Source organism: Nocardia sp. CA-128927 (assembly GCF_050955855.1).
Lineage (GTDB): Bacteria > Actinomycetota > Actinomycetes > Mycobacteriales > Mycobacteriaceae > Nocardia.
In genome coordinates this window covers 2618045-2641896 of sequence record NZ_CP192087.1, presented here as the reverse complement: position 1 = coordinate 2641896, position 23852 = coordinate 2618045, and the positions used below count along the sequence as shown (strand labels likewise).

Here is a 23852-nt window from a genome sequence, read left to right as displayed (position 1 = left end):
TCGATCGATGCCCGAGCGGCCCCGGATTCAGACGGAGCGCTGGGCTCGCTGACTCGGCAGCAAGCCCTTCTCCATCCGCGCGCGCACGTCCGCGCGCAGCACCAGAATGAAGCCCCAGACCACCGCGAAGACGATGCCGATAACCCCAATGGACAGGTGGATAAAGGTGCCCAGCAGCACGAACACCTGCAGGCCCAGATTGAACGGCATCGCCCACGACCTGCGCTGCACGCCCGCACCGAGGAACATCACCACGGCGAGCACCACCAGGTAGGTGCCCGACGCCCAGGTCACCCCGCCGCCGACCGAGCCGACGACCGGCAGCGCGAGCAGCACCACGATCGCCTCGAGGATCAGCGTGCCCGCCATGACCCCGCGGAAGCCCTTCCACGGGTCGGTCGCGGGCGGCGGTACCGAATCCGGCTGGGCGGCGGGCTCACTCATGCGGGGTCCTTTCCGAACAGCGCGCGCGTCGCGCCCGCCGTGACCACGGATCCGGTCACCACGACGCCGGCGCCGGACACCATCTCCCCCGCCTCACCGATCTCCTCGGCGATGGCGATGGCGGTCTCCAGCGCGTCCGGCAGGGTCGGCGCGGTGATCACCCGCTCGTCGCCGAAGCGCTGCACCGCGAGATCGGCGAGCACGTCGACGTCCATCGCGCGCGGCGAACCGTTTCCGGTGACGACGATTTCGTCGAGCACCGGCTCCAGCGCGGTGAGGATGCCGTCGGCGTCCTTGTCGGCGAGTACGGAGACCACGCCGACCAGCTTGCGGAAGTCGAACTCCGCGGTCAGTGTCGAGGCCAGCGCCTGCGCGCCCGCCGGGTTGTGCGCGGCGTCGATGAAGATGGTCGGCGCGCTACGCATCCGTTCGAGCCGGCCCGGGCTGGTCACGCTCGCGAAACCCGCACGGATGGCCTCGATGTCGAGCTGCCGGTCGGCGCCCGCGCCGAAGAACGCCTCGACCGCCGCGAGCGCGAGCACCGCGTTGCGGGCCTGGTGCTCGCCGTGCAGCGGCAGGAAGATCTCGTCGTACACCCCGCCGAGGCCCTGCAGTTCGAGCTGCTGGCCGCCGATCGCGATCTGGCGGGCCAGCACTCGGAACTCGCCGCCTTCGCGAGCCACGGCCGCGTCCATTTCGACTGCCCGGCGCAGCAGCACGTCCATCGCCTCGGGGTCCTGCTCGGCGATGACCGCGACGGTGTCACGCGGAACCAGGCTCTCCGGTGCGCGTTTGATGATCCCGGCCTTCTCTCCCGCGATGGCGGTGAGATCGGTGCCGAGGTAGTCGGTGTGGTCCAGGCCGATCGGGGTGATCACCGCGACCTGCCCGTCGATCACATTGGTGGCGTCCCAGGTGCCGCCCATGCCGGTCTCTACGATCGCCACGTCGACCGGCGCCTCGGCGAAGGCGGCGAAGGCCATGCCGGTGAGCACCTCGAACTTGCTCATCGCCGGGCCGCCGGCCTCGGCCGACTGCGCGTCGATCATCTCGATGAACGGCTGGATCTCGCGGTAGGTCTCCACATACCTGGCGGGCGTGATCGGCGCGTTGTCGATGCTGATCCGCTCGGTGGCCAGCTGCAGGTGCGGGCTGGTGATCCGGCCGGTGCGCCGGTGCAGCGCGGTGAGCAGCGCGTCGATCATCCGGGTCACCGAGGTCTTGCCGTTGGTGCCCGCGACGTGGATCGCCGGGTAGCTCTGCTGCGGCGAGCCGAGCAGATCCATCAGGGTGGCGATGCGGGTGAGCGACGGCTCGATCTTGGTTTCCGGCCAGCGGGTGTCGAGTTCGGCCTCCACCAGCGCCATTTCGGCCAGCTCGACCGGTGACGGCCCGGAACTCAGCCGCGGTCCCGCGGCCGGGTGGCGGAGGTCGTCGCCGTACTGCGGTTCGGGTTCGTGATTCATTTGCCGCTCAGTTCTGCGAGTCGGGCACCGATGCGCGCCACCTCGGCGGCGGCGACATCCTGCCGGTCCTTGATCTTCGCGACCACCGGCTCCGGTGCCTTGGCGAGGAAGGCCTCGTTGCCGAGTTTGGCTGTGGTGCCCGCCAATTCCTTCTCGGCGGCGGCCAGATCCTTCTCCAGACGGCGGCGCTCGGCGTCCAGGTCGACGGCGCCGGAGGTGTCCAGCTCGACGGTGACGGTGGCACCGCTCAGCCGGACCTCCACGGTCGCGGTCGCCGCGAACTCGTCGCCGGGCTCGGTGAGCCGGGCCAGGTTCGCGACCGAGTCGTGCAGTTCGGTCAGGCCCGCGGTATCCAGCCCGATCAGCTTGGCCGCCACCTTCTGCTTGTCGGCCAGGCCCTGATCGCCACGGAACCGGCGGATCTCGGTGATCAACCGCTGGGTATCCGAAATCCGCTGTGCCGACACCTGATCCGTCGGCACCCCGGTGGCCTGCGGCCACGCGGCGATCACCACGGACCCGCCCTCGGTGAGCGCCTGCCACAGCGATTCGGTGACGAACGGGATGACCGGGTGCAGCAGGCGCAGCACCGCGTCGAGCACATTGCCGAGCACCACCCGGGTGGACTCCGCGCGCGGGCCTTCCGCGGCGAACTGCACCTTGGTCAATTCCAGGTACCAGTCACACAATTCGTCCCAGGCGAAGTGGTACAGCGCCTCGCACGCCTTGCCGAACTCGTAGCTGTCGAACGCCGAATCCACTTCGGCGCGCACCTCTTCGAACCGATCCAGGATCCAGCGGTCGGCATCGGTGAGCTGCGCGCGGTCCGGCAGTTCGCCTGGCTGCGCGCCGTTCATCAGCGCGAACTTGGTGGCATTGAACAGCTTTGTCACGAAGCTGCGCGAGGCGAGCGCGTGTGGTTCGCCGACCGAGAGGTCACCGCCGGGTTGCGCGGCCCGAGCCAGCGTGAATCGCAGTGTGTCGGCGCCGTATTCGTTGATCCAGACCAGCGGGTCGATGCCGTTGCCACGCGACTTCGACATCTTCTTGCCGAACTGGTCACGCACCAGACCGTGCAGGAACACGTCTTTGAACGGGACCTGGCGCCGGCCACCCTTGCCCGCGGTGAGCACCGGGTCGTCGGCGACGAAGGTGCCGAACATCATCATCCGCGCCACCCAGAAGAACAGGATGTCGTAGCCGGTGACGAGAACGCTTGTCGGATAGAACTTCTCGAGTTCGGGCGAGGCGTCGGGCCAGCCCATGGTGGAGAACGGCCACAGGCCCGAGGAGAACCAGGTGTCGAGCACGTCCGGGTCCTGCACGTAGCCCTCGGGCGCGGTCTCGTCGGGGCCGACGCAGATCACGTCGCCTTCGGGGCCGTACCAGATCGGGATGCGATGACCCCACCAGAGCTGGCGGGAGATACACCAGTCGTGCATGTTGTCGACCCAGTCGAACCAGCGCGGCTCCGAGCTGGCCGGGTGAATCACGGTGTCGCCGTTGCGGACCGCGTCACCGGCAGCCTTGGCCAGCGACTCGACCTTGACCCACCACTGCATGGACAGGCGCGGTTCGATCGGCTCGCCGCTGCGCTCGGAGTGCCCGACGCTGTGCAGGTACGGACGCTTCTCGGCGACCACGCGGCCCTCGGCGGCCAGCCGCTCGCGCACCGCGACGCGCGCCTCGAACCGGTCCATGCCGTCGAATTCGGTTCCGGTGTCGATGATTCGACCGCGCTCGTCCATGATGTTGGGCATCGGCAGGTTGTGCCGCAGGCCCATCTCGAAGTCGTTCGGGTCGTGCGCGGGGGTGATCTTCACTGCGCCGGAACCGAATTCGGGGTCCACGTAGTCGTCGGCGATGATCGGGATCTGCCGCCCGGTGATGGGGTGTTCGAGGGTGGTGCCGATCAGCGCCCGGTAGCGCGGGTCGTCCGGGTGCACTGCCACGGCGGTGTCGCCGAGCATCGTTTCGACGCGGGTGGTGGCCACGATGACGTGCGGTTCACTGTCGTCGAGCGAGCCGTAGCGCAGCGAGACGAGCTCGCCGTCGACGTCCTCGTACTTGACCTCGATATCCGAGATGGCGGTGCGCAGCGCGGGCGACCAGTTGACCAGTCGCTCGGCGCGGTAGATCAGTCCGGCGTCGTAGAGCCGCTTGAAGATCGTCTGCACAGCCTGGGACAGGCCGTCGTCCATGGTGAATCGGTCACGGCTCCAGGCGACGCCGTCGCCGAGCGCGCGCATCTGCCACTGGATGGCGCCACCGGAGTCGCGCTTCCAGTCCCAGACCTTGTCGATGAACAGCTCGCGGCCGAAGTCTTCCTTGGTCTTGCCATCGACGGCGAGTCGTTTCTCCACCATCGTCTGGGTGGCGATGCCCGCGTGGTCCATGCCGGGCAGCCACAGCACCTCATAACCCTGCATCCGCTTGCGGCGAGTGAGGGTGTCCATCAGGGTGTGGTCGAGGGCGTGGCCGATGTGCAGGTTGCCGGTGACGTTCGGCGGCGGCAGGACGATCGAGTAGGGCGGCTTGTCGCTGGTGGCGTCTGCCTCGAAATAGCCAGCGGCTACCCAGCGCTCGTACATCGAGGCCTCTACCTCGCCGGGGGTCCAGCTCTTGGGGAGGGCATCGGCACGATTACGTGGATTGTCAGGGGCTGCGCTGGTCACCCGACGATTCTAGTGGTCGGGCTCAATCGATTTCCGCAGGGTGCGACCGACACCGGGCCGTCGGGTCGAACACCCAGGGTGGGCATCCCGCAGCGCGTGCCGTGTGAGACTTGCCGGTGTGAGTGAGCTCGGCGAATTCCTGAGGGACAAGCGTGCGTCGATCGCGCCGGAGCAGGTGGGGCTGCCGCCGGTCGGCAATCCGCGACGGGTGGCCGGGTTGCGCCGCGAGGAAGTTGCTCAGCTGGCAGCGATGAGCGTCGACCAGTACACCCGGCTGGAGCTCGGAAGAGTGACCCGCATCTCAGACGAGGTGCTCAACGGCATCGCGCACGCCCTGCTGCTGACCGAGGCCGAGCAGGCATATCTGCGGCAGCTCATGGTGCCGCACAACAGGATTGCCGAGGAATCGGGCGAAAAGAAAGGCGGAGTCTTCGGTGGATGAGGGACACCGAAGACTCCGCCTACACCTCAAAGCTTACCGTCCCAAACGGAAGGGTTCCTGAATCCATAAGCAATTCTCAGCTTCTGGCATTTTCTACCCTTGATCTCCGGATTAACCGGTCGAAACGGGCACCTGGACGGCCGCTTGTGCCAGGTCGACATTGATCGCGACTGCGGCGGAATAGCCCGCCGATGCGGCGCCGACGACCTGGGCCGCGGGGTTCGAGACGTTGCCCGCCGCCCAGACGCCCGGCACGCTGGTCCGCCCGGACGGGTCGGCGACCGGCCAGCCCTTCTCGTCGAAGTCGCATCCCAGGGTGTGCAGCAGGTCGGCGTTGGGCACGAAGGTGGGTGCGACGAACATGGCCTTGCAGGGCACCGCCCGGCCGTCGGCCAGTTCCACCCCGCGCAACGTGCCGTCGACGACCAGTCGCGCGACCTCGCCCTCGACGATCCGGACGCCGCGTGCCGCGAGCTGAGCCCGGTCGGCGTCGGACAACTCCATGGTGTGCTGGAACAAGGTCACCTCGGCCGACCATTGCGGCAACACCAGCGCCAGATGCGGTACTCGCGGATCGGTGCCGCCGAGTAGACCGAGCGGCTGGTCGCGCACCTCGTATCCGTGGCAGTACGGGCAGTGCAGTACGTCGATCCCCCATCGTTCACGCACGCCGGGCAGGTCCGGCAGTACGTCGCGCAGTCCCGTCGCGATCAACACCCGGCGCGTGGTCAGCGTTCGCCCGCTCGCCAATCGGACGGTGAAATCGTCCTGGCCATCATGCTTTTCGGCGCTCGTCACTACGTCATCGATCAGCTCGCCGCCGTATCCGGCGACCTCCGCCGCACCCTTTTCGAGCAGCTCGCCCGGCGATATCCCGTCCCGGGTAAGAAATCCGTGCATGTGCTCGGCCGGTGCGTTGCGCGGTGCGCCACCGCGCACCACCGCCACCGTACGCCGAGACCTGGTCAGCACCAGCGCCGCGGACAGTCCCGCAGTGCCCCCGCCGACGATCACTACGTCATACAACTCGCTCATGCCTGCGCCTCGCTGGCGCTCAGCTCCGGCACGAGCGAGTGCTCGGCTGTATCTATTGTTCGCTCGCTCATCTAGCGATCACCTCCGCCGGAGAGGATGCCGGGCCCGTCGCTGTTCCGGCAACTTCTATTGCCGTTTCCGGGAATTCGACGTGGACTGGATGCCACCGCGCGACAGGCAGTCCGTTTAGTCACAATTCAACAGTGTCCGTATTGTCCGTTCTTGCCAGATCGGCCGAAGGTGCGGACTCTGGAAGGCGTGAACACATCCGCTAGTCCGATTCAGGGAAATCTCAGTGAAAATGCAGGGTTTTCCCCGTTGCCGGAACAGCGGCCGCTGGGGACCCTAGAAGAGGTGAACTCTCCGCTTGCCACGTTGCCACCGCAGTCGTCCGAGGCCCTACTGCCCTTCCTCGCACCGGATGCCGTGCACGATCTGCGGGGCAGGGCGATCGACGAGTTGCAGTATCCGCCGATGACGGCGCTGGTGGTCGCAGGGATACCGGGTGCGGGCAAAAGCACTGTGCTGCGCCGGTTCTTCGGCGCGACCACCGAGGCCGAGGATCCGTCGGGTGGGCCGGAGGGATCGGTGGTGCTGGACTCGTTGCAGGCCCGGAATCGGTTGCGGCACCGGCTCGGCTGGCTGCCCTATTCGCTGTGGCGGCCGGTTGTGCACGTCGTGCATTTCGCGGGAATTCGCGTGGCACTGCGGGATACGGATGGTCCGGTGGTCATCCATGACTGCGCCACCACGGGATGGGCGCGACGGGTCATCTCCTTCTGGGCCGCCGGGTACGGCCGGGAGTTGCATGTGATCCTGCTGGATGTGCCCACCGCGGTGGCTCGCGCCGGTCAGCACGCACGGGGACGGCGATCCAATCGAATGACCTTCGTACTGCACTGCTTTCGATGGCGGCGGCTGATGGAGCGACTGCGCGCCGGTGGTGGGTTGCGGCCTGCGCCGGAGTCGCTGGTGATCGTCGACCGGATCAATATCAATCGCATGCGCCGAGTTACGTTCGCCGCGTAGGGAGCTCATCTCTGCGGACGTCGGGGGCGGGTCGTCGTTGTCACCGCACCGGAATCTCTCAGGGGACCAACACTGTCAGTGCACCGGGAACGGCTCGGATGGTGATCGGCAAGCTGCCCGCCGGTTCGCCGTCCGCGGTCGCGGGGGCGACGGGCGCGGTCAGAGTGATCTCGGCGGCTCGATACTGCTTGACCTCCGGGTGATTCTGCCGTTTGCCCGCGGACAGTACCGGCAGCAAACGCAGCATCTCCAAACGAGACAGCTTGCCGACCACGGTGAGGTCGAGCAGACCATCGTCCATCACCGCGTCCGGGCAGATCAGCATGCCGCCACCGTAGGTTCGGGTGTTGCCGACCGCGACCATCACCGCGTTCGTCGCCACCGTCGAGCCCGCACCGAGGTTCGTCAGTCCGTCGGTGACCGCACCGGTCAACTCGACCCGGTACGGCACGGTGAACCGGCCGGAGATCTCGGCCAGCGCGGCGAGGGTGTAGCGCAATCGTCCCCTCGGCCAGCGCATGGCGTTGGCGCGCAAGGTGACTCGGGCGTCGAACCCGGTACCGGTGACGGTGGCGAACCACATCGGGGCCGATCCCGGTTCCGACAGGTCGATCTGGCCGAGGTCGATGGTCCGGGTGCGCCCGTCGACCACGACATCGGCCGCGGCGACCGGATCATCGGTCGGCACACCGAGTTCCCTGGCGAGGTCGTTGCCGGTACCCGCGGGGACCAGGCCCAGCGGCACGCCTGTCCGCGCGACGGCGTCGAGGGTCACGTTGATCAAACCGTCGCCGCCGATGCAGACCACCGCGTCGGAGTTGTCGCGTTCGATCGAATCCCGTACCAGCCGAGCCGTTTCGGCGGCCGACGGTGCGCGCACCTCGGCGACCTCGACGCCACGTTCCCGGAACCGAGCCAGCGCCGCGGCTGCGACGTCCTGACCGGCGCCCAGCCCCGCGTGCCGATTGGTCACCACGGTGACCGCACACACGGCGCGGGATGAATTCTGCGTCACGGGACCAGCTTTCCAGGATTGAGGATGCCTGCGGGGTCCAATTCGGCTTTTACCGCACGCAATACGCGTACCCCGAGGTCGCCGATCTCGGCGGGCAGCCACGGGCGGTGGTCGGTGCCGACCGCGTGATGGTGCGTGATGGTGCCGCCGGACGCTACGATCGCGTCGCCCACGGCCTGCTTCGCCGTGTGCCACTGGGCGATCGGGTCATCGAGTTGCTTGGCGACGATGGTGAAGTACAGGGACGCACCCGTCGGGTAGGTGTGCGAGATGTGGCACATGATCAGCGGTGGGGTGCCCTGTCCGGATAGCGAATCGGTCAGCGCCGCAGTCACCTTCGCCTTCAGATTTGCGAGATTCGCCCAGGTGGTCGCGGTCTCCAGCGTTTCGCACAGCACGCCGATGTCCAACAGGGCATCACGCATGTACGGCGCACCGAAGCGCCCGTGTTCCCATTCCTTGGCCGGGGTTTCGCCGAGCTCCGTGCCACCCGCGGCGGCGAGTAGTGCGCTCGCTTCGGCGCTGCGTGCCGCGACGTGCGCCTCGGAGCCCTCGAAAGTGGTGATGGCAAGGCAGCCGGATACCGCTTTGCCACCGATATCGCTGGAGCGAGCCAGGTTGACCCCGGTCTCGGCCTCATCGGCGAGCCGGAGCACCGTCGGCGCAGCACCGGCCTGCACGACCGATCGCAATGCGGCAGCGCCGGTTTCGAAGTCGGGGAACGACCACCCTTGATAGGCAGTGGTTTCCGGCACCGGATGCACACGCACAGTGACCTCGGTGATCACCCCGAGTGCGCCTTCCGAGCCGACGAACAGCTCACGCAGGTCCGGGCCCGCCGCCGAAGCCGGCGGACGGCCGAGCGCCAATGTGCCAGTGGGCGTGGCGATCTTCAACCGCTGCACCATGTCATCGAAACGCCCGTAGCCCGCTGACGCCTGCCCGGACGACCGCGTGGCGGCGAATCCACCGATGCTGGCGAATTCGAAGCTCTGCGGAAAGTGCCCGAGCGAAAGCCCATGCGCGCGAAGCAGTTCCTCCGCACGCGGGCCGGTGAGTCCAGCCCCGAGAGTAACCATGCCGCTGACCGGATCGGACTCCGTCACCGCGTCGAGCCTGCGCAAGTCGACCGCGATCACGGCGTCGAAGCGACCACGTACCGGATCGACGCCGCCGACCACACTGGTGCCGCCACCGAACGGCACGACAGCGATGGCGTGCTCGGCGCAGTAGGCCAGCACGGCGAGCACCTGCCGGTGATCAGCGGGGAAAACGATGGCGTCGGGGGCGTCCTGCGGCCCCTCGGCGCGGCGACGCAGCAGGTCGGGGGTGCTCTTGCCACCCGCGTGCCGTAGCCGATCGTGGTGGTCGGCCGAGACGTTGTCCGCGCCGACCACCTCGATCAACCCGTCTCGTTGGGCAGGCGTGAGCGCCGACTCTCGGAGTGACACTTCGCCCTCATCGCGGCGCGCCACCGGGTCGCCGGACACTCCGAACACCTGCGTCAGGAGGCCCCGGATCTGTGCCGATAACGGCTTGTGTCCGGCCGGAATGCCCCAGGCATCCCAGACCATACTCGCCGCGGTCCCGGTTACGCCCGGGTTTTCCGCCGGAGCCGATTCCTCGCCGGTGTGCTTCTGCGTCTCGACCATGCGTTACAGTTTGACATAGAATGTCAAGCAGTAACGAAGCCGACCTCCCGAAAGTGACGCCTTGACCGCTCCCGCGGGCCCAGCAGACGACGTGCTCTCCGCCATCGATCTCGCGATCCTCGACGCGGCCCGCCGTTGCGTGGAGGAGTTCGGCGTGCGCCGCACCACCCTCACCGAGGTGGCCCGGCGCGCGGGCGTCAGCAGGCCGACCGTCTACCGGCGCTGGCCGGACACCGGCGCGCTGGTCGCCGAGCTTCTGGTCCGCGAGCTGCGCGCGATCGTCGCCGCCACCATGCCCACGGCGGGTATCGGCCGCACCCGGCTGGTCACGGGCATCGTCGCTGGTGCGGTCAAGATTCGTTCGAACCCGTTGTTCGGCAAGATCTTCCGCACCGATACCGACCTAATGCTCACCTACGTCTTCGGCCGCCTCGGCCGCAACCAGCGCGCGCTGATCGAGTTGTTCGCCGCGGGCATCCGCGAGGGTCAGCAGGACGGGTCGATCCGCGCGGGCAATCCGGAACACCTGGCCACCATGCTCCTGTTGATCGCGCAGTCCGCGGTCCAGTCGGCGGGCACGGTCGCACCACTGCTCGCCGGTGCCGATCTCGACACCGAGCTGGCCAACGCACTCGACGGCTATCTCGTTCCGACCGGACACGGCACGAATGAAATCGGAAAGGCACTGCGATGACCAGGAATTCGGTTGTCACCGGCGACTCCGCCCTCAACGCGGAGCGCCGCACCCGCGAGTTGGGGCGGCTCGGCGATGCGGCGCAGATCGATGTCCTGGTCATTGGTGGCGGCGTCACCGGCGTCGGCGCTGCGCTGGACGCGGCGGCGCGTGGCCTGCGGACCGTGCTGGTAGAACGGCACGATCTGGCGTTCGGGACGAGCCGGTGGAGTTCCAAGCTGGTGCACGGCGGGCTGCGGTATCTGGCCAGCGGTCAGGTCGGCATCGCGCACGAAAGTGCCGTGGAGCGGGGCATTCTCATTCGCACCACCGCACCACATCTCGTGCGTCCGCTGCCGCAGCTGGTGCCGTTGCTGCCCAGCATCGGGGCCGCGCAGAGCGCACTGGTGCGGGTGGGATTCCTGGCGGGTGATGCGCTGCGCCGCGGCGCGGGTACCCCGGCCGCCATCCTGCCCCGTTCTCGCCGGGTCGCGGCCGCCGAAGCGCTGCGGCTCGCGCCGACCGTGCGCCGCGACGGGTTGCGTGGCGGGCTTCAGTCGTGGGACGGACAGCTCGTCGACGATGCACGTCTGGTCGTCGCGTTGGCGCGCACCGCCGCCGCACAGAGCGCGACTGTGCTGACCCGCGTGGAAGCCCTTGACGTAACCGGCAATTCGGCCAAACTACGGGACACCCTGACCGGCGAGACCATGACCCTGCACGCCCGCGCCGTAGTCAACGCCACCGGCGTGTGGGCCGACGAGGTCGATCCCAGCATCGAGCTACGCCCGAGTCGCGGCACCCACCTGGTGTTCGACGCCGAGTCATTCGGCGGCCTCACCGCCTCGTTGACCGTCCCAGTGCCCGGCAGCACCAGCCGTTTCGTCTTCGCCTTCCCCGCCGCGCACGGCCGCGTGTACCTCGGCCTGACCGACGAGGACGCCCCCGGACCCGTCCCGGACGAGCCGAAACCCACCGAATCCGAAATCGACTTCCTGCTCGATACCATCAACACCGCGCTACGCGAACCGTTGACCCGCAACGACATTCGCGGCACCTACGCGGGCCTGCGCCCGCTACTGAAGACCGCCGACGACAGCACCGCCGACATCTCCCGCAAACACGCGGTCCTGCACTCCCCCACCGGCGTCATCACCATCGTCGGCGGCAAACTCACCACCTACCGCCAGATGGCCGAGGACGTCATCGACGCCGCCGTCACCCGCGCCGGACTCACCGCGGGCGCGTGCCGCACCAAGCGACTTCCGTTGGTGGGCGCGGTTTCCGGCGCCGCCTGCGATTGCATCGACGCACCGCCGGTCCTGATCGACCGTTACGGCAGCGAAGCGGCCATCGTTCTCGCCGCCGCGCAACACAATCCGGCCCTCGCCCAACCGGTGGCACCCGGAATCGACGTCACCGCAGCGGAATTCCAGTTCGCGGTCACCCACGAGGCCGCCCTCGACGCCGACGATCTCCTCGATCGCCGCACCCGCATCGGCTTGATCGCCGAAGACCGCGCGGCCGCCACTCCGGCCGCGGTGGCCGCATTGGCACCCGCCACTTAGGTTTCCGAGACGGTCCCGTCGAACGACCACGAATCGAGATCGGCGCTCATGGAGGCGCGCGGCCAGTCGTCCAGGCCGTGTGCCGCCTCCGCCGCGCGGATCGCGTGCAGGCCCGGCGTCTGCTCCTCGTCGGTCAGGTAGCGGAAACCGAGGCGCTCGTAGTACGGACCGTTCCAGGCGACATCGATGAACGTGGTGAGGGTAATCGACTGCATCCCATGGTCTTTCGCCCAGAACACGGCATGGTCGATCAGTTGCTTACCGATGCGTTTGCCCCGGTAGCCGGGATGCACCGACACCTGGTCGATGTGGGCGTCGCCGTCGACAACGCCGAGCACCAGGTAGCCGATCGGCTGGTCGCCGTCGTCGGCCCACACCCAGGCACGCCCGGCGCGCTGGAACTCACGTAACGTCTCCAGCGAGGGCGGCTCATCCTCCGCCACGGCGGTCATACCGATATCGGCGAACGGTTTACCCGCCGCGATCTCGATCTCCTGCAGGGCTGGCAAATCGACCTCGGTCGCCGGTCGGATCACGGACACCCTACGCATCTTAGAGTTCAGGTGACCGGCGTGGCGAGAATGCCCTCGATAAGCACGCGTAGCGCCCATTTTCCGCGTGCGTCCCCGTCACCGGTCATGAGAGTTTCCCGCATCGCCACGATCATCGGATAACGATCGGCGGGCAGCTCGGCGAAACGCTGAGCGACCTCGGCGAGGTGCACCTCGGCGCGCATGCCTTTGGTGTTGTAGGCGCTCTGTTCGGCGGCGGCCGCGGTGATGTGCAGGAACAGCAGGTCGACGGCCCACGAGTTGGTGAGCTCGGCCACCCCGCCCTCGGCGAACAAGGCCAGCATCCGATCCATCAGCAAGAGCGTGTTCGGCGCGGTCGGAATCGAACCGAGTGCGACCAACGCCAGCCCCTCGTGCCGACCCATCACCTCGACCGCCGCCTCCACCAGCGTGAACAGTCGCTCCCGCCAGGTGCCGCCGGTCGGTTCGTCGAGCGTGCCGAGCACGTGGTCGAGCATGGCGGCCATCAGGTCGTCGCGGTTGGCGAGGTAGACGTAGAGCGAGGCCGCGCCGGTATCGAGCTCCTGCGCGACGCGGCGCATGGTCAGCGCGGCGAGGCCGTCCTCGTCGAGGATGCGCAGACCGGTTTCGATGATCACGTCTCGACTCAGTGGAGCCTTCGCCGGGCGGGCGCGGCGGCTGACGGGCGCTGTGTTCATGATGTCCAGCATACGCGCTCAACGAACACCGTTTGACACGAACGTCGTTCGTCTCGTATCGTTCCATCAAACGAACAGCGTTCGTAACGATCGAAGTTCGATCGTATCTTCTCCACCTCGAAGGAGGTGCCCCTTGACCACCATCACGCACTCCACCCCGGCGAATCCCCAGATCAACAGCCGGATGTGGGCCGTACTCGCCGTGATCCTCGCGGCCGACATCCTCGACCTGCTCGACTCGACGATCACCAACATCGCCGCCCCGACCATCGCCGCCGATCTGCTCGGCGGCCAGTCGCTGATCCAGTGGCTCGGCGCGAGTTACGCCCTCGCGCTCGGCGTGCTGCTGGTCGTCGGCGGTCGGCTCGGTGACCGCTTCGGCAAGCGTCGCCTCTTTCTGATTGGCCTGGCCGGGTTCACCGTCGCGTCGGTCGCCTGCGGACTGGCCTTCGATCCGACCTCGATCATCGCCGCCCGGCTGGTTCAGGGCGCGTTCGGTGCGCTGCTCATTCCGCAGGGTTTCGGCATCCTCACCGCCGTCTTCCCACGCGAACAGCTCGGCAAGGCGTTCAGCGTGTTCGGTCCCGCGCTCGGCTTGTCCGCGGTCGGCGGCCCGATCCTCGCCGGTTTCCTGATCGACGCCGATCTGTTCGGATTCGGTTGGCGCGCCATGTTTTTGATAAACATCGTGCTCGGTGGTGCCGCGTTCGCCGCCGCCTACCGCTTGCTGCCGTCCGATAGCGGCGACCGCAGCGTCTCCATCGACGGGCTCGGTGCCGCGCTGCTCGGTGCCGCCATGTTCGGTGCGCTGTTCGGCCTCATCGACGGCTCCGCACATGGCTGGACCGTTGTGCCGCTCGGCTATCTCGCCGCCGGTCTGGTCTGCTTCGGCTTGTTCGCCCGGCGCCAGCTGACCGCCGCCGATCCGCTGATCCGGCCGACGCTGTTCAAGAACCGTGGCTTCACCTCGGGATTGCTGCTCGGTCTCGTGTACTTCGCCGCGATCTCCGGCCTGCTGTACGTGTTGTCGCTGTTCCTACAGGCCGGACTCGGCTACACCCCGACCGGTGCCGCGCTCGGTCTCGCTCCCCTCGCCGTCGGCATCGTGATCTCCTCGATCGCGGCCCATCAGTTCATCGCCCGGCTCGGTCGCAACCTGATCCTGATCGGCCTGCTGATCACCCTGGTCGGCACCGGCCTGCTGCTCGTGCTCGCCGTGACCGCCGGAACGTCCGTCGCCCCATGGGCACTGGCCGTGCCGATCCTGATTCTCGGCCTCGGCATGGGCACCTGCTTCGGCACCATCTACCAGGTCACCATCGGCGATATCGAGCAGAACGAAACCGGCAGTGCCAGTGGATCACTCACCGCCGTGCAACAGCTCGCCAACGCTGTCGGCGCGGCTGCCGTCACGACGGTGTACTTCCACTCCGTCGGCTCCGGTCAGGTGCACGCGCTCACCGTCAGCCTGATCCTCGTCGCTGCGATCACCCTCGCGAGTTGCGCCCTGGTCCGCTTGCTGCCACGCAATGCGCCCGCCGAGCACTGACCGGTGCTACTGCCTTCCGTGATCAACTACACCAATTCACCACTCACCAAGGACTTCTCATGATCCTCATCACCGGAGGCCGCGGCGCGGTCGCCATCCAGCTGCTCACCCTGCTACGCGCCGACGGACTCGACGTCCGCGTCGGCTCCGGCCGCCCCGAAGAACTACAGCTTCCCGCCGGTGTCCCGGCCGTCGCCTGCGATCTCAAGGATCCGAGCACCTTCCCCGCCGCCCTCGCCGGTGTCACCTCCGTCTTCTTGTATGCGGAAGCCGCCGCGATCAACGAATTCGTCTCCGCCGCAACCGAAGCCGGTGTCGAGCACATCGTGCTGCTGTCCTCGTCCTCGGTGCTCGATCCCGACGCCGCCGCCAACCCGGTCGCGAAGTCGCACCTCGACGCCGAGCTCGGGCTCGCCGACGCCCCGATGACGGTCAGCGTGCTGCGTCCGGGCGCCTTCGCGGGCAATGCCCGCAGCTGGGCCTGGGCGATCAAGGCGGGCCGCCCGATCAACCTCCCCTACCCGAACGCCTACGCCGACCCGATCCACGAAATCGACGTCGCCGCAGCCGCATTCGCCCTGCTCACCGCGCCGGAACATCGCGGTGAGCAGCACACCCTGACCGGTCCCGAGACCCTCACCTTCACCGAGCAGATCGATCTCGTCGCCGAAATCACCGGCCGCACAATCGCCGTCGACCAGGTCACGCCCGAAGCCTGGAAGCAGCAGATGGCCGACTACATGCCCGCAAACTACGCCGACGGCCTGCTCGACTACTGGCGTCGCTGCGACGGCGTCCCGACCGAGATCACCGACACCATTACCACTCTCACCGGCCGTCCTCCTCGCACTTTCACCAGCTGGCTCGAGGAGAACGCCGCCGAATTCACCAGCTGAACGCAGGTTCGCGAACTGATTCGTTTGCCGGCCGCACCCCTTCCAGGCTGTGCGGCTGGCAAAAACGTTGCGCAGCAGTGGATGCCAGGCTCACGGATGCTGTTTGAACTGGATGATCTGAAGATAGTTTCCGTCGGGGTCGGCGAACGTCGCGAAGCGGCCTGCCGCGCGGTCCTCGGCGGGAGCGATCCACTCCACGCCCGCCGACAGCAGCCGTTCCTCGATCTCGTCGAAGTTGTCGACGTGGAAGTCGAGGATCATCCGGGCCGGCTCGCTGGTTTTCGAGCCGACGTCGTCCCGCTGATCGATGACCAGCAGAAACCCTCCGAGATCAATCGCCCCTTCGCCCTTGTGATCTGGTGCGAGTGCCTTGCGGTACCAGTCGCGCAACACAGCGGGCTGGGTGGTGCCGAGCAGAATGCTGCCGGGTTTCGGGGTGGTCATCGACCGATCTCCTTGTCGTTTGCGGCGGATGCCGACTTGACCTCTACGAGAACCACATTCACTTCGCCCGCCAGCAATTCCCAGGCGTGCTCGAACGCGGTTTCTTGCCAGACGACCGCACCGGGGTTCAGGTCGATGATCTGCGTCGTCCCGTCTCCGAAGGTCACTTTCTGTCGCCCGGAACCGAGGTTGACCACGACCATCGGCTGGTGCGCGTGCATCGCGCTTTTCCAACCGTGCGAGGCGCGGGCCTGGATCACCCGGACGTGTTCGTTCTCGAAGAGGACTTGATGCGCATCGGGATCCACGATCGCCACGTGCTGGGGCTGTTCCGAAAGCGAAGTACTCATTGCAGGTTCCTGTCTACGTGAGCCACCAACCAGGCGACTGCTAAACTCTAACCTCATGGAGTTGTTAAAAACAACTACTATTGGTTTCAGATTCAGACAGCGCGAGCTCTATGTGGCGCAGGGGAGCAACGGGAAGGGGTTGTGAAAAGCAACTACTATGAGTTTCAGCGTGGACGAAGGAGCGAGAAACCATGCCGACCAGCCGTAGTTATCGGGATTCCTGCGGGATCGCCCGCGCGCTCGACGTTGTCGGGGAGCGTTGGGCGCTGCTGGTCGTCCGCGAGCTGCTCTTGGTGCCGCAACGCTTCTCCGAACTGCGGCACGCGCTGCCACACGCCAGCTCGAACCTGCTTGCCGATCGACTTCGCGAACTCGAACAGCACGGGGTGATCAGCCGCCGGAAACTGGCGTCGACGACAGGCCCACAGGTCTACGAGCTGACCGACTGGGGGCGGAAACTGGAACCGATCGTCCGAGCTCTGGGCGATTGGGGGATCGATGCCCCAAGCCCACCGGAGCCAACCGCACTCAGCGCCACCTCGGTGCTGATCCTTCTGCAAGGTGCCGATCGTCCCGACCAGGCGGAGCCGCTCGTTTGTCGCCTCGATCTCAACGGGTCTGTCTGGACCGTCTCCGTAAACGCCGGAAAGCTCGAGGTGCAGAGCGGCGAACCTGCCACGGCCGACATCTCGCTTCGGACGGACCCCAAGACACTCGGCGGCTTGTTGGCCGATCCGGCGTTGCTCGACGCCGCGCTCGCCGACGGGAGCGTGGCTCTTGTGGGCGACCGTCGGGCCCTCAACCGGCTGCTATACGGGAGCTGAGGGCGAGACGGTCGCCACAGTTGCGGACCAGGCCGAATAGCCCGAACGCTACATCTCCACCGCCGATAGCTGACGGATCCTGCATTGGGGGAACGACCAGAATCCTGGCGGCACTTTCGAATTCGGTGGCCAATCGTTTCGGCACCGCCTGCGCAACTGCGTATAGCTGTGGGTCCCGGCTGCCTGACTTGGCACCGATACGCCCGGCGAACACGTTCTATGCTGGCTTCGAATGTCGGTAGCGCCGGAAAGGAGGGCGCAGGTGCGCAGCAAACCATCCACCGTTGGTATCGCGCAGGGTGCAGGCCTTGTCGCGCGCTTCGGTGGCGTCGTCGTCTATCTGGCTGGTGAAACCGCCTCCACGGACCGGATTCTCGGCACCATCGAGACGGTCGCCGAGGCAGAACATCCGGGAGCGGCGCTGGCTCAGCGGCTGGCCGCCGTGGTTTTCGGCAACGCGTCCGAGTTGTCACCGTTCGGTGTGGTGGCACCGACCGACGACGGCACCCTGATCCTGCTGCGCGGGCCGGTATTCGCCGAGATCAACGGCGCGGAGGGAACCCGGCGGCTCGACGGAGCACGCGCGTTCACCTGGGTCGATGAGATCGTGCGCGAACCACTGCGCCGGATCACCGTCGGCACCGATACCGGATCAACGCTGAAGGCATTACCGCGCACTGATCTGCGTGCGGGTGTGGTTCCCGGGGGAGGCTTCGTCCTGCAGGTTGCCGTTCGGCGCGCGGGCAAAGCTGCCAAGAGTTCCACGGCATCCCGAACGTCCGCCTCCGCGCCGAGTTCCACGACGCCGCGCCCGTCCGCTGCCACGTCGAGTTCCGCTACGCCACGCCCGTCCGCTGCCACGTCGAGTTCCGTATCACCCCGTCTGTCCGCCACATCAGCATCCGAACCCGCGCCGACGGTAGCCGCAGGGTTCGCCGCGACCCCCGAACCCACCGGCGCCGATGAGGCCGTCGAAGCCCCGGCCGCCCCCGGGTCCGATACCCGTGACTCCGCGGCGTCAGCGACATCCGGTACCCGGAACTCCGCAGCGTCGGCCACATCCAACACCCGGAACTCCGGGGCGTCGGCCACATCCGGTACCCGGAACTCTCCGGCGTCAGCCACATCCGACACCCCGAATCCCGCGACCGCCGCCACATCCGACTCCCCGACGCCCGCGACCACTGCCTCTACCGATGCCCCCACGTCTGCGGCGTCAGCCACGTCATCAACCGCCCTCGGATCGTCCGCGGCCCGGTCCTCCTCATCTCCCTCCGCACCGTCGGCAACCCGATCCGCCGCAGCCGCATCATCCACCACGATCAAACCGTCGGAATCAGCACGGCCACGAGCACGACCGCGCCCTCCGATCGGCAACCGCCCCGCGGCGGACCGGCAACTCGCCTGGTCCCAAACCCACCAGCCCGAACCCATTGCGCTGCACAAGACCTCGGCCACCCGCACGGTCCGTCCCGCCGCCGAACACGACCAGGCCGCAGGCACCCTCGTCCTCGAAAACGGCACCGCCTACCCCCTCGACCGCCCGTACGTCATCGGCCGCGGCCCCCAAACCGACGACGCCGTGCGCACCGCCACCGCCGCCCCCATCGTCATCCAACGCGACCGCCACGTCTCCCGAGTGCACGCCTACGTCTCAGTCAACCGAGGCAAAGTCTTCGTCCGCGACGCCACCGCCACCTCCGGCACCTTCATAGCCCCACCCGGCACCGACCAATGGACCCGAATCGGCACCTCCCCCACCGAACTCCGCCCCGGTTGGAGCGTCCGAATCAGCGAACGAGTACTCACCTACCGCTGCCAACCCGACCCCGACCACCGCGAGGCCTGACCCGAACCGTAGTCGTCGCGCCACCCAGCACAGGGATCACCGAACGGTCGCCATCCCTTAAAGAGGTTGCCCGAGAATACGATCCGGCGACCATCACGCCAGCACCCCAACCAGACGGCGCATACCCGCCACCATCCACCGAACGGGACACGGTGGCGGCGACACGCTGATTTCCGCGCCACCATGTCCCGGTCGGCGCCCAGGTCCGGTGGCGGGCGCCGTACCGTCGGCTCGGCACCTGGGTCTGACCGTGGCGGGCGTCTTGCCGTCAGCGGGGCGCCGAGGGCTGACAGCAGCAAGCGAGCTAGGTGCCAGCCGATCGCCGTCGACTGCGGCCACCATGCCATCGGCGCGGCACTCAGGTCCAGCGGCGGCGGGCGCAGCCAAGTGCCAGCCGTCGCCATCGACTCCCGCCACCATGCCGTCAGCGGGACGCTCAGGTCTGGCGACGGCGGGTGCGGCGGAGGTAGCGGTGGCGCTTGCCGATTCGGCGGGCGCCGAGCGATGCGGACAGGCCCGCGGCGAAGGCGAGAGCGGCGGAGCCTGCGGTGGTGATCACGGTGGGTGGGTGGCCGAGCAGGATCCAGGCGGCGCCGACCAGAGCTGCGGCGAGGAGGGCTGCGCTCATTGCCAGGCCGATGGTGTTAGCGAATCCGCCTCGCCCCCTGCGTAACCGGCGCATGTTCGACTCTAGGTAGGCCAGGGAGAAGAGAGCGAGGAGGACGACGGCTGCTGTGGTCGCTGTGGTTGTCGGGGGCTGGATGGTGCGGAATTCGACTCGCTCGGTGGCGATTTCGCTGCCGTTTCGGAGCAGTACGAGTTCGCCGGTGAGAGTTCCCGCCATCACGTATCGATTCACCGGTGCGGGGAGAGTGGCGCCTTGATCGCCCGGCACGAATGGAACGGTCTCGCCGCCGAGTGGCACACCGAGGACCGTCACCTTCAGCGAAGCGGCATCCGCATCGATCCCATTGACACGCAACGGAATCGGCTTCGTCAGATCAATCTGCACGGGCGTCGTGGCCGGATCGACACCACCGAGAGTCACCGTCCCGGCTGTCAGATCGCCGTCGATCGATGGCTCGCCCAACCCCAACACGGCAAGCACCACCGCCGCCACCGCGAGGACAGCAGCCACCGCAAACGGCACCCGCGGCGACTCGAAACTGACAACCTCCTGAATCGGCACCAGATCTCGCCGATCGATCTCGACCAGCCGTGCCCCAGCCGCTGGCATCGCCTGCAACGGCCGCACCCGCGTCCCGCGGAAGGGCATCGCGCCGGGCCCGCGGGGTCGCGGCCCAGCTGGAGGTCGCGGCTCAGCCGAGGGTGAAATCCCAGCCGAGGGTGAAGTCCCAGCCGGAGGCGAAATCCCAGCCGGAGGCCGAGTCCCAGCCGGAGGTTGCACACCGCCCCTGGGCCCAGTCCCGACCGGCGCCTGCCGCTCAGCAGGAGGACGAGCCCCACCCGTAGGCGGCGCTCCACCAGAAGGCCGAGCCCCTGACGCTGGACGACCACCATCCGCCGGTCGCAAACCCGCCGGAGGCTGCCGTCCAGCCGGATGCCACGGCACCGTCGGCGGAGCATCCCCCAACGAAGGCGGCGGCCCGGTTGTCGACCACGGCGTGCTCCCGAGCGCAGGCCCGAACGGCGGTGCCGTCTCCTCGCCTTCGCCCGACGCTGCGGCAGATCCAGATCCACCAGCAGGGAACCACGGCGTAGTGGGCGGCGCAGCACTGAGTGGCTGGTCCACCGAAGGTGCCGCCGCCTCCGTTGTTCCACCGGGAGCCGAGTGTCCATGCGGGGATGGCAGTTCCAGCGATCCGCTGCCTTCAACAGGAAGCGACGGCGCATCCTTTTCTGGCGATACGCTCGGACTCCTAGGCGATGTCTCCGACGCAGAGGATAAGGTCTCTTGCTCCGACGATCCGATGTGCCTCGACGAGACCTGTTCCCCCGCAGGCGCGCCGTGCACTGGCGATCGGGGCGGGCTCACCTGCTCCGGCGAACCCTGTGGGCCCACTCGCTCCCAGGACGTGCCCCGCGCCGGACGTAGGCCCTCCTGCTCCGGCGATGCGTCCGGCACCAGCGACCCGGGCGGGCCCGCTCCCTCCGCAGATTTGCTCGACGCTGGCGATCGAGCCCCTGGCTCCGCGGGTGCGCCGGGTGATACGAATCCAGGTGGAAACCTCTGATCTCTCGGACCGCTGGGCGTCACCGGCCGAAACGGTGGCGGGGTTCGGTAAGCGTTCGGTGGAGCACTTCCGCTGGGGGACAACAATGTTCCGGCCGAGGTGTACGGGGGGGCACCCGGGTGTAACCCAGGTGTGACCGGCGCGCTCGGGTGCTGTCCGGGAGTGACCGGCGTTCGAAGGTAGCCGACGGGACCGCGGTTCGACGGACGCCCGCTGCCGGTCGCGGCCGCGACGATGGTGTCCGCGCCAATCACCGGAATTCCAACGGGCGCAAGCCAATCCTCGCCCCAGCAGTAGGCGGCGGGCTGAGCGAGGGCAATGCCGAAGGACTCGGCGGTGTCGAATCGTTGGGCGGGGTCGGTTGCCAGGCCGCGCATCACTACGGCGGCAATCGGTTCGGGTACGCCAGGTGCGACCTCTCCGAGTGGGATCGGCTCGTCGAATGCATGCGCGAAGAGCATTGCCAGCGGGCCGTCACCCGGCGGGAACGGCAACACTCCCGAGAGCAACTGGTAGAGCATCGTTGCCAGTGCGTAGACATCGGTGGCAGGTGAAAGTTGTTGTCCTCGTGCTTGCTCCGGCGCGATGTAGGACGGCGTCCCGATGATGTCGCCCGCCTTGGTCACCAATGTCTCGTCCCCGCCGACGATCTTGGCGATGCCGAAGTCGGTGAGCTTGATCGCCCCGCCCGCCGCGAACATCAGGTTCGCCGGTTTCACGTCGCGGTGTAGCACCCGATGTCGGTGCGCGGCTTCCAATCCGGCCGCGCAGGACAGTGCGATCGCGACGGCGGTGGCGAAATCGTATCCCTCCGTGGCGAATCGCTGGCCCACCGTGCCGCCGGGCAGGTACTCCATCACCAGCAGGCAGAGCTCGCCGTGCTCCAGGTAGTCGAAAACCCGCACCACATGCGGGTGATCGATGGCCGCGAGCACCCGCGCCTCCGCGACGAACCGGCGGCGAATCTGATCGTCGTGCACGAACTGCGGCGGTATCTGCTTGATCGCCACCGGTCGGCCCAGCCTGCGGTGCGTGGCCGCGAGCACAACACCGCATCCGCCCCGACCGAGTTCGGGGCCGATGTCGTAGGCGGGCAAGGCAGCTCGGACCAGCTCGCCCTGCTCGGTCACGGGGTCGGCCCTTCGGCCGGGAAGCGATAGGTGTCGGCCTCGGCGATATCGTCCGAGTCGTCGTCAAGCTCCTCGTCCTCATCCGGCTCCGGCGTCGGCGACGCATAACCGAGCAGAAAGGCGACGGACGCAGTAACTCCCGCGAACGCCAGCCACAAACTGGTGTCCGGCACCCACCACCGCGCCACCGATGCCGTGAACGCGAACACCAGCCCGATCCCGAGCCCCGGCGCGAGCAAGCGCAACCCGCGCTGCCACCGATTGGCCGAAAGCCGATGCCGCGCAATGGCCAACGCGGCGTCCGCGATGCCGAGCGCGGTGAGCACGGCGATCGCGATCCCGAACAGTCCGTACACCGACCACAGCGACCCGCGCACATCGGTGGTCACCGGTATCGCGGCCACCGCGTCGCCGCTCTCGCCATAGACCGCGAGCTCGCCGCCGATCAACCCGGTCGCCTGCCCCGCCAGCCCACGCAGTTCCAGCCGATACCGCAGCGACTCGGATTTGCCTGGCGCAACTGTCAATTCGACGGCGGTGGAGTAGGAGAAGAAACTCAGACCGAGCACGTGCCCCGCGAGATCGACATGCCGGATCTCCACCGGGTCGCTCGTCTTGTTGGTCAACTCGATCGCGATCCGAATCGTGCTGTCCGGCTCGAGCCGCAACGGCTTACCCCCCGACGTCCCCGCGATATCGTGCCCATCGATGTTCGCGGACATGTCGACCCCGTCGGGTCGCGCCCCCGCCTGCGCCGCCGTCCACCCCAGCACGATCAGCAGCAGCACCGGCCAGACAGCACGCCGAATGCCTTGGGAACTACCGCTCATTCGCCCCTCCGCGCAGGTAAGTGCGAAATGAGGCGATGGCCGTAGTACCACCCACCGAGTAAGAGGAAGAACAGAATCACGGTCATCGTGGACGTACCCGCCCCGATACTGCCGACCAGCACCACATCCAACGGCGCGACCAACGTGCGCCCGCATTTCGCCGTCACCTGATGCCTGCCGACATCCACCGCCCCGGTGATGAGCGGCACCTCGAACGCCCCATCCACGCCCGCAACCGTCTTACCGACGGCGACATCCCCGATCGAGACATCGACCGGCGCCAGCGGATCACACCCGTGACCACTGGCGGTAAATCCAGCGCCGGGACCCACCGCTGACGGCGTGAGATCCAATGCGGCGGGCGCCAATCGAGGCGGTGCAGGCGGCGGCAGCGGTGCCGGAGCAGGCGGCGCAACCGCAGGCGTCTGCACCGGATTCCTAGGTGGCACAACAACTTCCGGCGGCCAGACCGGCGGAGGCGGCGGAATCACCTCTTCCAGCGGCGGCGGCACCTCATCGGGCGGAGTCGTCGACGTGTCGGGTGGCGTTGTGGTC

General features: G+C 67.6%; 21 protein-coding genes and 1 pseudogene. 8 read left to right on the top strand and 14 right to left on the bottom strand.

Annotated features, from left to right (window positions below; all coding sequences use genetic code 11):
- Nucleotides 1-27 precede the first annotated feature (27 nt).
- The 3 genes from ACQPW1_RS12535 to ACQPW1_RS12525 are packed head-to-tail and all read right to left on the bottom strand — an operon-like array spanning nucleotide 28 to nucleotide 4585.
- Nucleotides 28-444, bottom strand: coding sequence for a DUF4233 domain-containing protein (locus tag ACQPW1_RS12535; RefSeq protein WP_433662888.1), 417 nt, complete (start codon nucleotides 442-444; stop codon nucleotides 28-30).
- Nucleotides 441-1910 (bottom strand): bifunctional tetrahydrofolate synthase/dihydrofolate synthase, encoded by a 1470-nt coding sequence (folC, locus tag ACQPW1_RS12530; RefSeq protein WP_433662887.1) that lies wholly within the window; start codon nucleotides 1908-1910, stop codon nucleotides 441-443. The genes ACQPW1_RS12535 and folC overlap by 4 nt, the downstream gene beginning before the upstream one ends.
- A complete protein-coding gene (locus tag ACQPW1_RS12525; protein ID WP_433662886.1) occupies nucleotides 1907-4585 on the bottom strand; it encodes a valine--tRNA ligase in 2679 nt (892 codons plus the stop codon). The genes folC and ACQPW1_RS12525 overlap by 4 nt, the downstream gene beginning before the upstream one ends.
- Nucleotides 4586-4703: 118 nt before the next feature.
- On the opposite strand from ACQPW1_RS12525, the gene ACQPW1_RS12520 reads away from it, so the two are divergent.
- The gene (locus ACQPW1_RS12520) at nucleotides 4704-5027 is read left to right on the top strand and encodes a helix-turn-helix domain-containing protein (RefSeq protein WP_433662885.1); all 324 of its coding nucleotides are present in this window, start codon (nucleotides 4704-4706) and stop codon (nucleotides 5025-5027) included.
- Nucleotides 5028-5138: 111 nt separating this feature from the next.
- Here ACQPW1_RS12520 and ACQPW1_RS12515 read toward each other — a convergent pair whose 3' ends face one another.
- On the bottom strand, nucleotides 5139-6062 hold the full coding sequence (locus ACQPW1_RS12515) for an NAD(P)/FAD-dependent oxidoreductase (RefSeq protein ID WP_433662884.1): 924 nt from the start codon (nucleotides 6060-6062) through the stop codon (nucleotides 5139-5141).
- 354 nt (nucleotides 6063-6416) lie between these two features.
- Between ACQPW1_RS12515 and ACQPW1_RS12510 the strand changes: the two genes are divergently transcribed.
- The gene (locus ACQPW1_RS12510; protein WP_433662883.1) at nucleotides 6417-7091 is read left to right on the top strand and encodes an AAA family ATPase; all 675 of its coding nucleotides are present in this window, start codon (nucleotides 6417-6419) and stop codon (nucleotides 7089-7091) included.
- Between the two features lie 58 nt (nucleotides 7092-7149).
- Here ACQPW1_RS12510 and ACQPW1_RS12505 read toward each other — a convergent pair whose 3' ends face one another.
- Nucleotides 7150-8106, bottom strand: a complete 957-nt coding sequence (locus ACQPW1_RS12505; protein ID WP_433662882.1) for a diacylglycerol kinase — start codon at nucleotides 8104-8106, stop codon at nucleotides 7150-7152.
- Entirely contained in the window at nucleotides 8103-9680 is a 1578-nt protein-coding gene (locus tag ACQPW1_RS12500; RefSeq protein ID WP_433665216.1) for an FAD-binding oxidoreductase, read from the bottom strand. Before ACQPW1_RS12500 ends, ACQPW1_RS12505 begins: the two co-directional genes overlap by 4 nt.
- Before the next feature lie 139 nt (nucleotides 9681-9819).
- Between ACQPW1_RS12500 and ACQPW1_RS12495 the strand changes: the two genes are divergently transcribed.
- Nucleotides 9820-10452: a TetR/AcrR family transcriptional regulator gene (locus tag ACQPW1_RS12495; protein WP_433662881.1), complete on the top strand. Its 633-nt coding sequence runs from the start codon at nucleotides 9820-9822 to the stop codon at nucleotides 10450-10452.
- Nucleotides 10449-11999 (top strand): glycerol-3-phosphate dehydrogenase/oxidase, encoded by a 1551-nt coding sequence (locus ACQPW1_RS12490; protein ID WP_433662880.1) that lies wholly within the window; start codon nucleotides 10449-10451, stop codon nucleotides 11997-11999. Before ACQPW1_RS12495 ends, ACQPW1_RS12490 begins: the two co-directional genes overlap by 4 nt.
- Here the strand turns inward: ACQPW1_RS12490 and ACQPW1_RS12485 are convergent.
- A complete protein-coding gene (locus ACQPW1_RS12485; RefSeq protein WP_433662879.1) occupies nucleotides 11996-12550 on the bottom strand; it encodes a GNAT family N-acetyltransferase in 555 nt (184 codons plus the stop codon). The two genes, ACQPW1_RS12490 and ACQPW1_RS12485, sit on opposite strands and share 4 nt — an antisense overlap.
- Before the next feature lie 8 nt (nucleotides 12551-12558).
- The gene (locus ACQPW1_RS12480) at nucleotides 12559-13230 is read right to left on the bottom strand and encodes a TetR/AcrR family transcriptional regulator (RefSeq protein ID WP_433662878.1); all 672 of its coding nucleotides are present in this window, start codon (nucleotides 13228-13230) and stop codon (nucleotides 12559-12561) included.
- A 133-nt stretch (nucleotides 13231-13363) separates the two neighbouring features.
- Here ACQPW1_RS12480 and ACQPW1_RS12475 point away from each other — a divergent pair, with 133 nt between their 5' ends.
- Both ACQPW1_RS12475 and ACQPW1_RS12470 read left to right on the top strand, forming a co-directional pair.
- Nucleotides 13364-14779, top strand: a complete 1416-nt coding sequence (locus ACQPW1_RS12475) for a DHA2 family efflux MFS transporter permease subunit (protein ID WP_433662877.1) — start codon at nucleotides 13364-13366, stop codon at nucleotides 14777-14779.
- Between the two features lie 59 nt (nucleotides 14780-14838).
- Nucleotides 14839-15675, top strand: a complete 837-nt coding sequence (locus ACQPW1_RS12470) for an NAD(P)H-binding protein (RefSeq protein WP_433662876.1) — start codon at nucleotides 14839-14841, stop codon at nucleotides 15673-15675.
- A 90-nt stretch (nucleotides 15676-15765) separates the two neighbouring features.
- Here ACQPW1_RS12470 and ACQPW1_RS12465 read toward each other — a convergent pair whose 3' ends face one another.
- Entirely contained in the window at nucleotides 15766-16119 is a 354-nt protein-coding gene (locus ACQPW1_RS12465; protein WP_433662875.1) for a VOC family protein, read from the bottom strand.
- Entirely contained in the window at nucleotides 16116-16436 is a 321-nt protein-coding gene (locus tag ACQPW1_RS12460) for a hypothetical protein (RefSeq protein WP_433662874.1), read from the bottom strand. The genes ACQPW1_RS12465 and ACQPW1_RS12460 overlap by 4 nt, the downstream gene beginning before the upstream one ends.
- Before the next feature lie 224 nt (nucleotides 16437-16660).
- On the opposite strand from ACQPW1_RS12460, the gene ACQPW1_RS12455 reads away from it, so the two are divergent.
- Nucleotides 16661-17293, top strand: coding sequence for a winged helix-turn-helix transcriptional regulator (locus tag ACQPW1_RS12455; RefSeq protein WP_433662873.1), 633 nt, complete (start codon nucleotides 16661-16663; stop codon nucleotides 17291-17293).
- Nucleotides 17294-17555: 262 nt separating this feature from the next.
- Nucleotides 17556-19142, top strand: coding sequence for an FHA domain-containing protein (locus tag ACQPW1_RS12450; RefSeq protein WP_433662872.1), 1587 nt, complete (start codon nucleotides 17556-17558; stop codon nucleotides 19140-19142).
- Between the two features lie 436 nt (nucleotides 19143-19578).
- Here ACQPW1_RS12450 and ACQPW1_RS12445 read toward each other — a convergent pair whose 3' ends face one another.
- From ACQPW1_RS12445 to ACQPW1_RS12430, 4 genes and pseudogenes are all read right to left on the bottom strand, one after another.
- Nucleotides 19579-20379, bottom strand: coding sequence for a hypothetical protein (locus ACQPW1_RS12445; RefSeq protein WP_433665605.1), 801 nt, complete (start codon nucleotides 20377-20379; stop codon nucleotides 19579-19581).
- A gap of 1494 nt (nucleotides 20380-21873) precedes the next feature.
- Nucleotides 21874-22383, bottom strand: a pseudogene (locus ACQPW1_RS12440) (serine/threonine-protein kinase); the annotation flags it as partial.
- Nucleotides 22384-22463: 80 nt separating this feature from the next.
- Nucleotides 22464-23297 (bottom strand): hypothetical protein, encoded by an 834-nt coding sequence (locus tag ACQPW1_RS12435; protein WP_433662871.1) that lies wholly within the window; start codon nucleotides 23295-23297, stop codon nucleotides 22464-22466.
- Nucleotides 23294-23728 carry a hypothetical protein gene (locus tag ACQPW1_RS12430; RefSeq protein WP_433662870.1) on the bottom strand — a complete coding sequence of 145 codons (435 nt, stop codon included), beginning with the start codon at nucleotides 23726-23728 and terminating at the stop codon, nucleotides 23294-23296. Before ACQPW1_RS12430 ends, ACQPW1_RS12435 begins: the two co-directional genes overlap by 4 nt.
- Nucleotides 23729-23852 lie beyond the last annotated feature (124 nt).

Bases quoted from the DNA above. Each gene is read 5' to 3' on its own strand.
- ACQPW1_RS12490 (WP_433662880.1), top strand. From the start codon at position 10,449: ATGACCAGGAATTCGGTTGTCACCGGCGACTCCGCCCTCAACGCGGAG.
- ACQPW1_RS12485 (WP_433662879.1), bottom strand. From the start codon at position 12,550: ATGCGTAGGGTGTCCGTGATCCGACCGGCGACCGAGGTCGATTTGCCA.
- ACQPW1_RS12515 (WP_433662884.1), bottom strand. From the start codon at position 6,062: ATGAGCGAGTTGTATGACGTAGTGATCGTCGGCGGGGGCACTGCGGGA.
- ACQPW1_RS12445 (WP_433665605.1), bottom strand. From the start codon at position 20,379: ATGCCAGCGGCTGGGGCACGGCTGGTCGAGATCGATCGGCGAGATCTG.
- ACQPW1_RS12470 (WP_433662876.1), top strand. From the start codon at position 14,839: ATGATCCTCATCACCGGAGGCCGCGGCGCGGTCGCCATCCAGCTGCTC.
- ACQPW1_RS12535 (WP_433662888.1), bottom strand. From the start codon at position 444: ATGAGTGAGCCCGCCGCCCAGCCGGATTCGGTACCGCCGCCCGCGACC.
- ACQPW1_RS12500 (WP_433665216.1), bottom strand. From the start codon at position 9,680: ATGGTCTGGGATGCCTGGGGCATTCCGGCCGGACACAAGCCGTTATCG.
- ACQPW1_RS12455 (WP_433662873.1), top strand. From the start codon at position 16,661: ATGCCGACCAGCCGTAGTTATCGGGATTCCTGCGGGATCGCCCGCGCG.
- ACQPW1_RS12480 (WP_433662878.1), bottom strand. From the start codon at position 13,230: ATGAACACAGCGCCCGTCAGCCGCCGCGCCCGCCCGGCGAAGGCTCCA.
- folC (WP_433662887.1), bottom strand. From the start codon at position 1,910: ATGAATCACGAACCCGAACCGCAGTACGGCGACGACCTCCGCCACCCG.
- ACQPW1_RS12435 (WP_433662871.1), bottom strand. From the start codon at position 23,297: ATGAGCGGTAGTTCCCAAGGCATTCGGCGTGCTGTCTGGCCGGTGCTG.
- ACQPW1_RS12465 (WP_433662875.1), bottom strand. From the start codon at position 16,119: ATGACCACCCCGAAACCCGGCAGCATTCTGCTCGGCACCACCCAGCCC.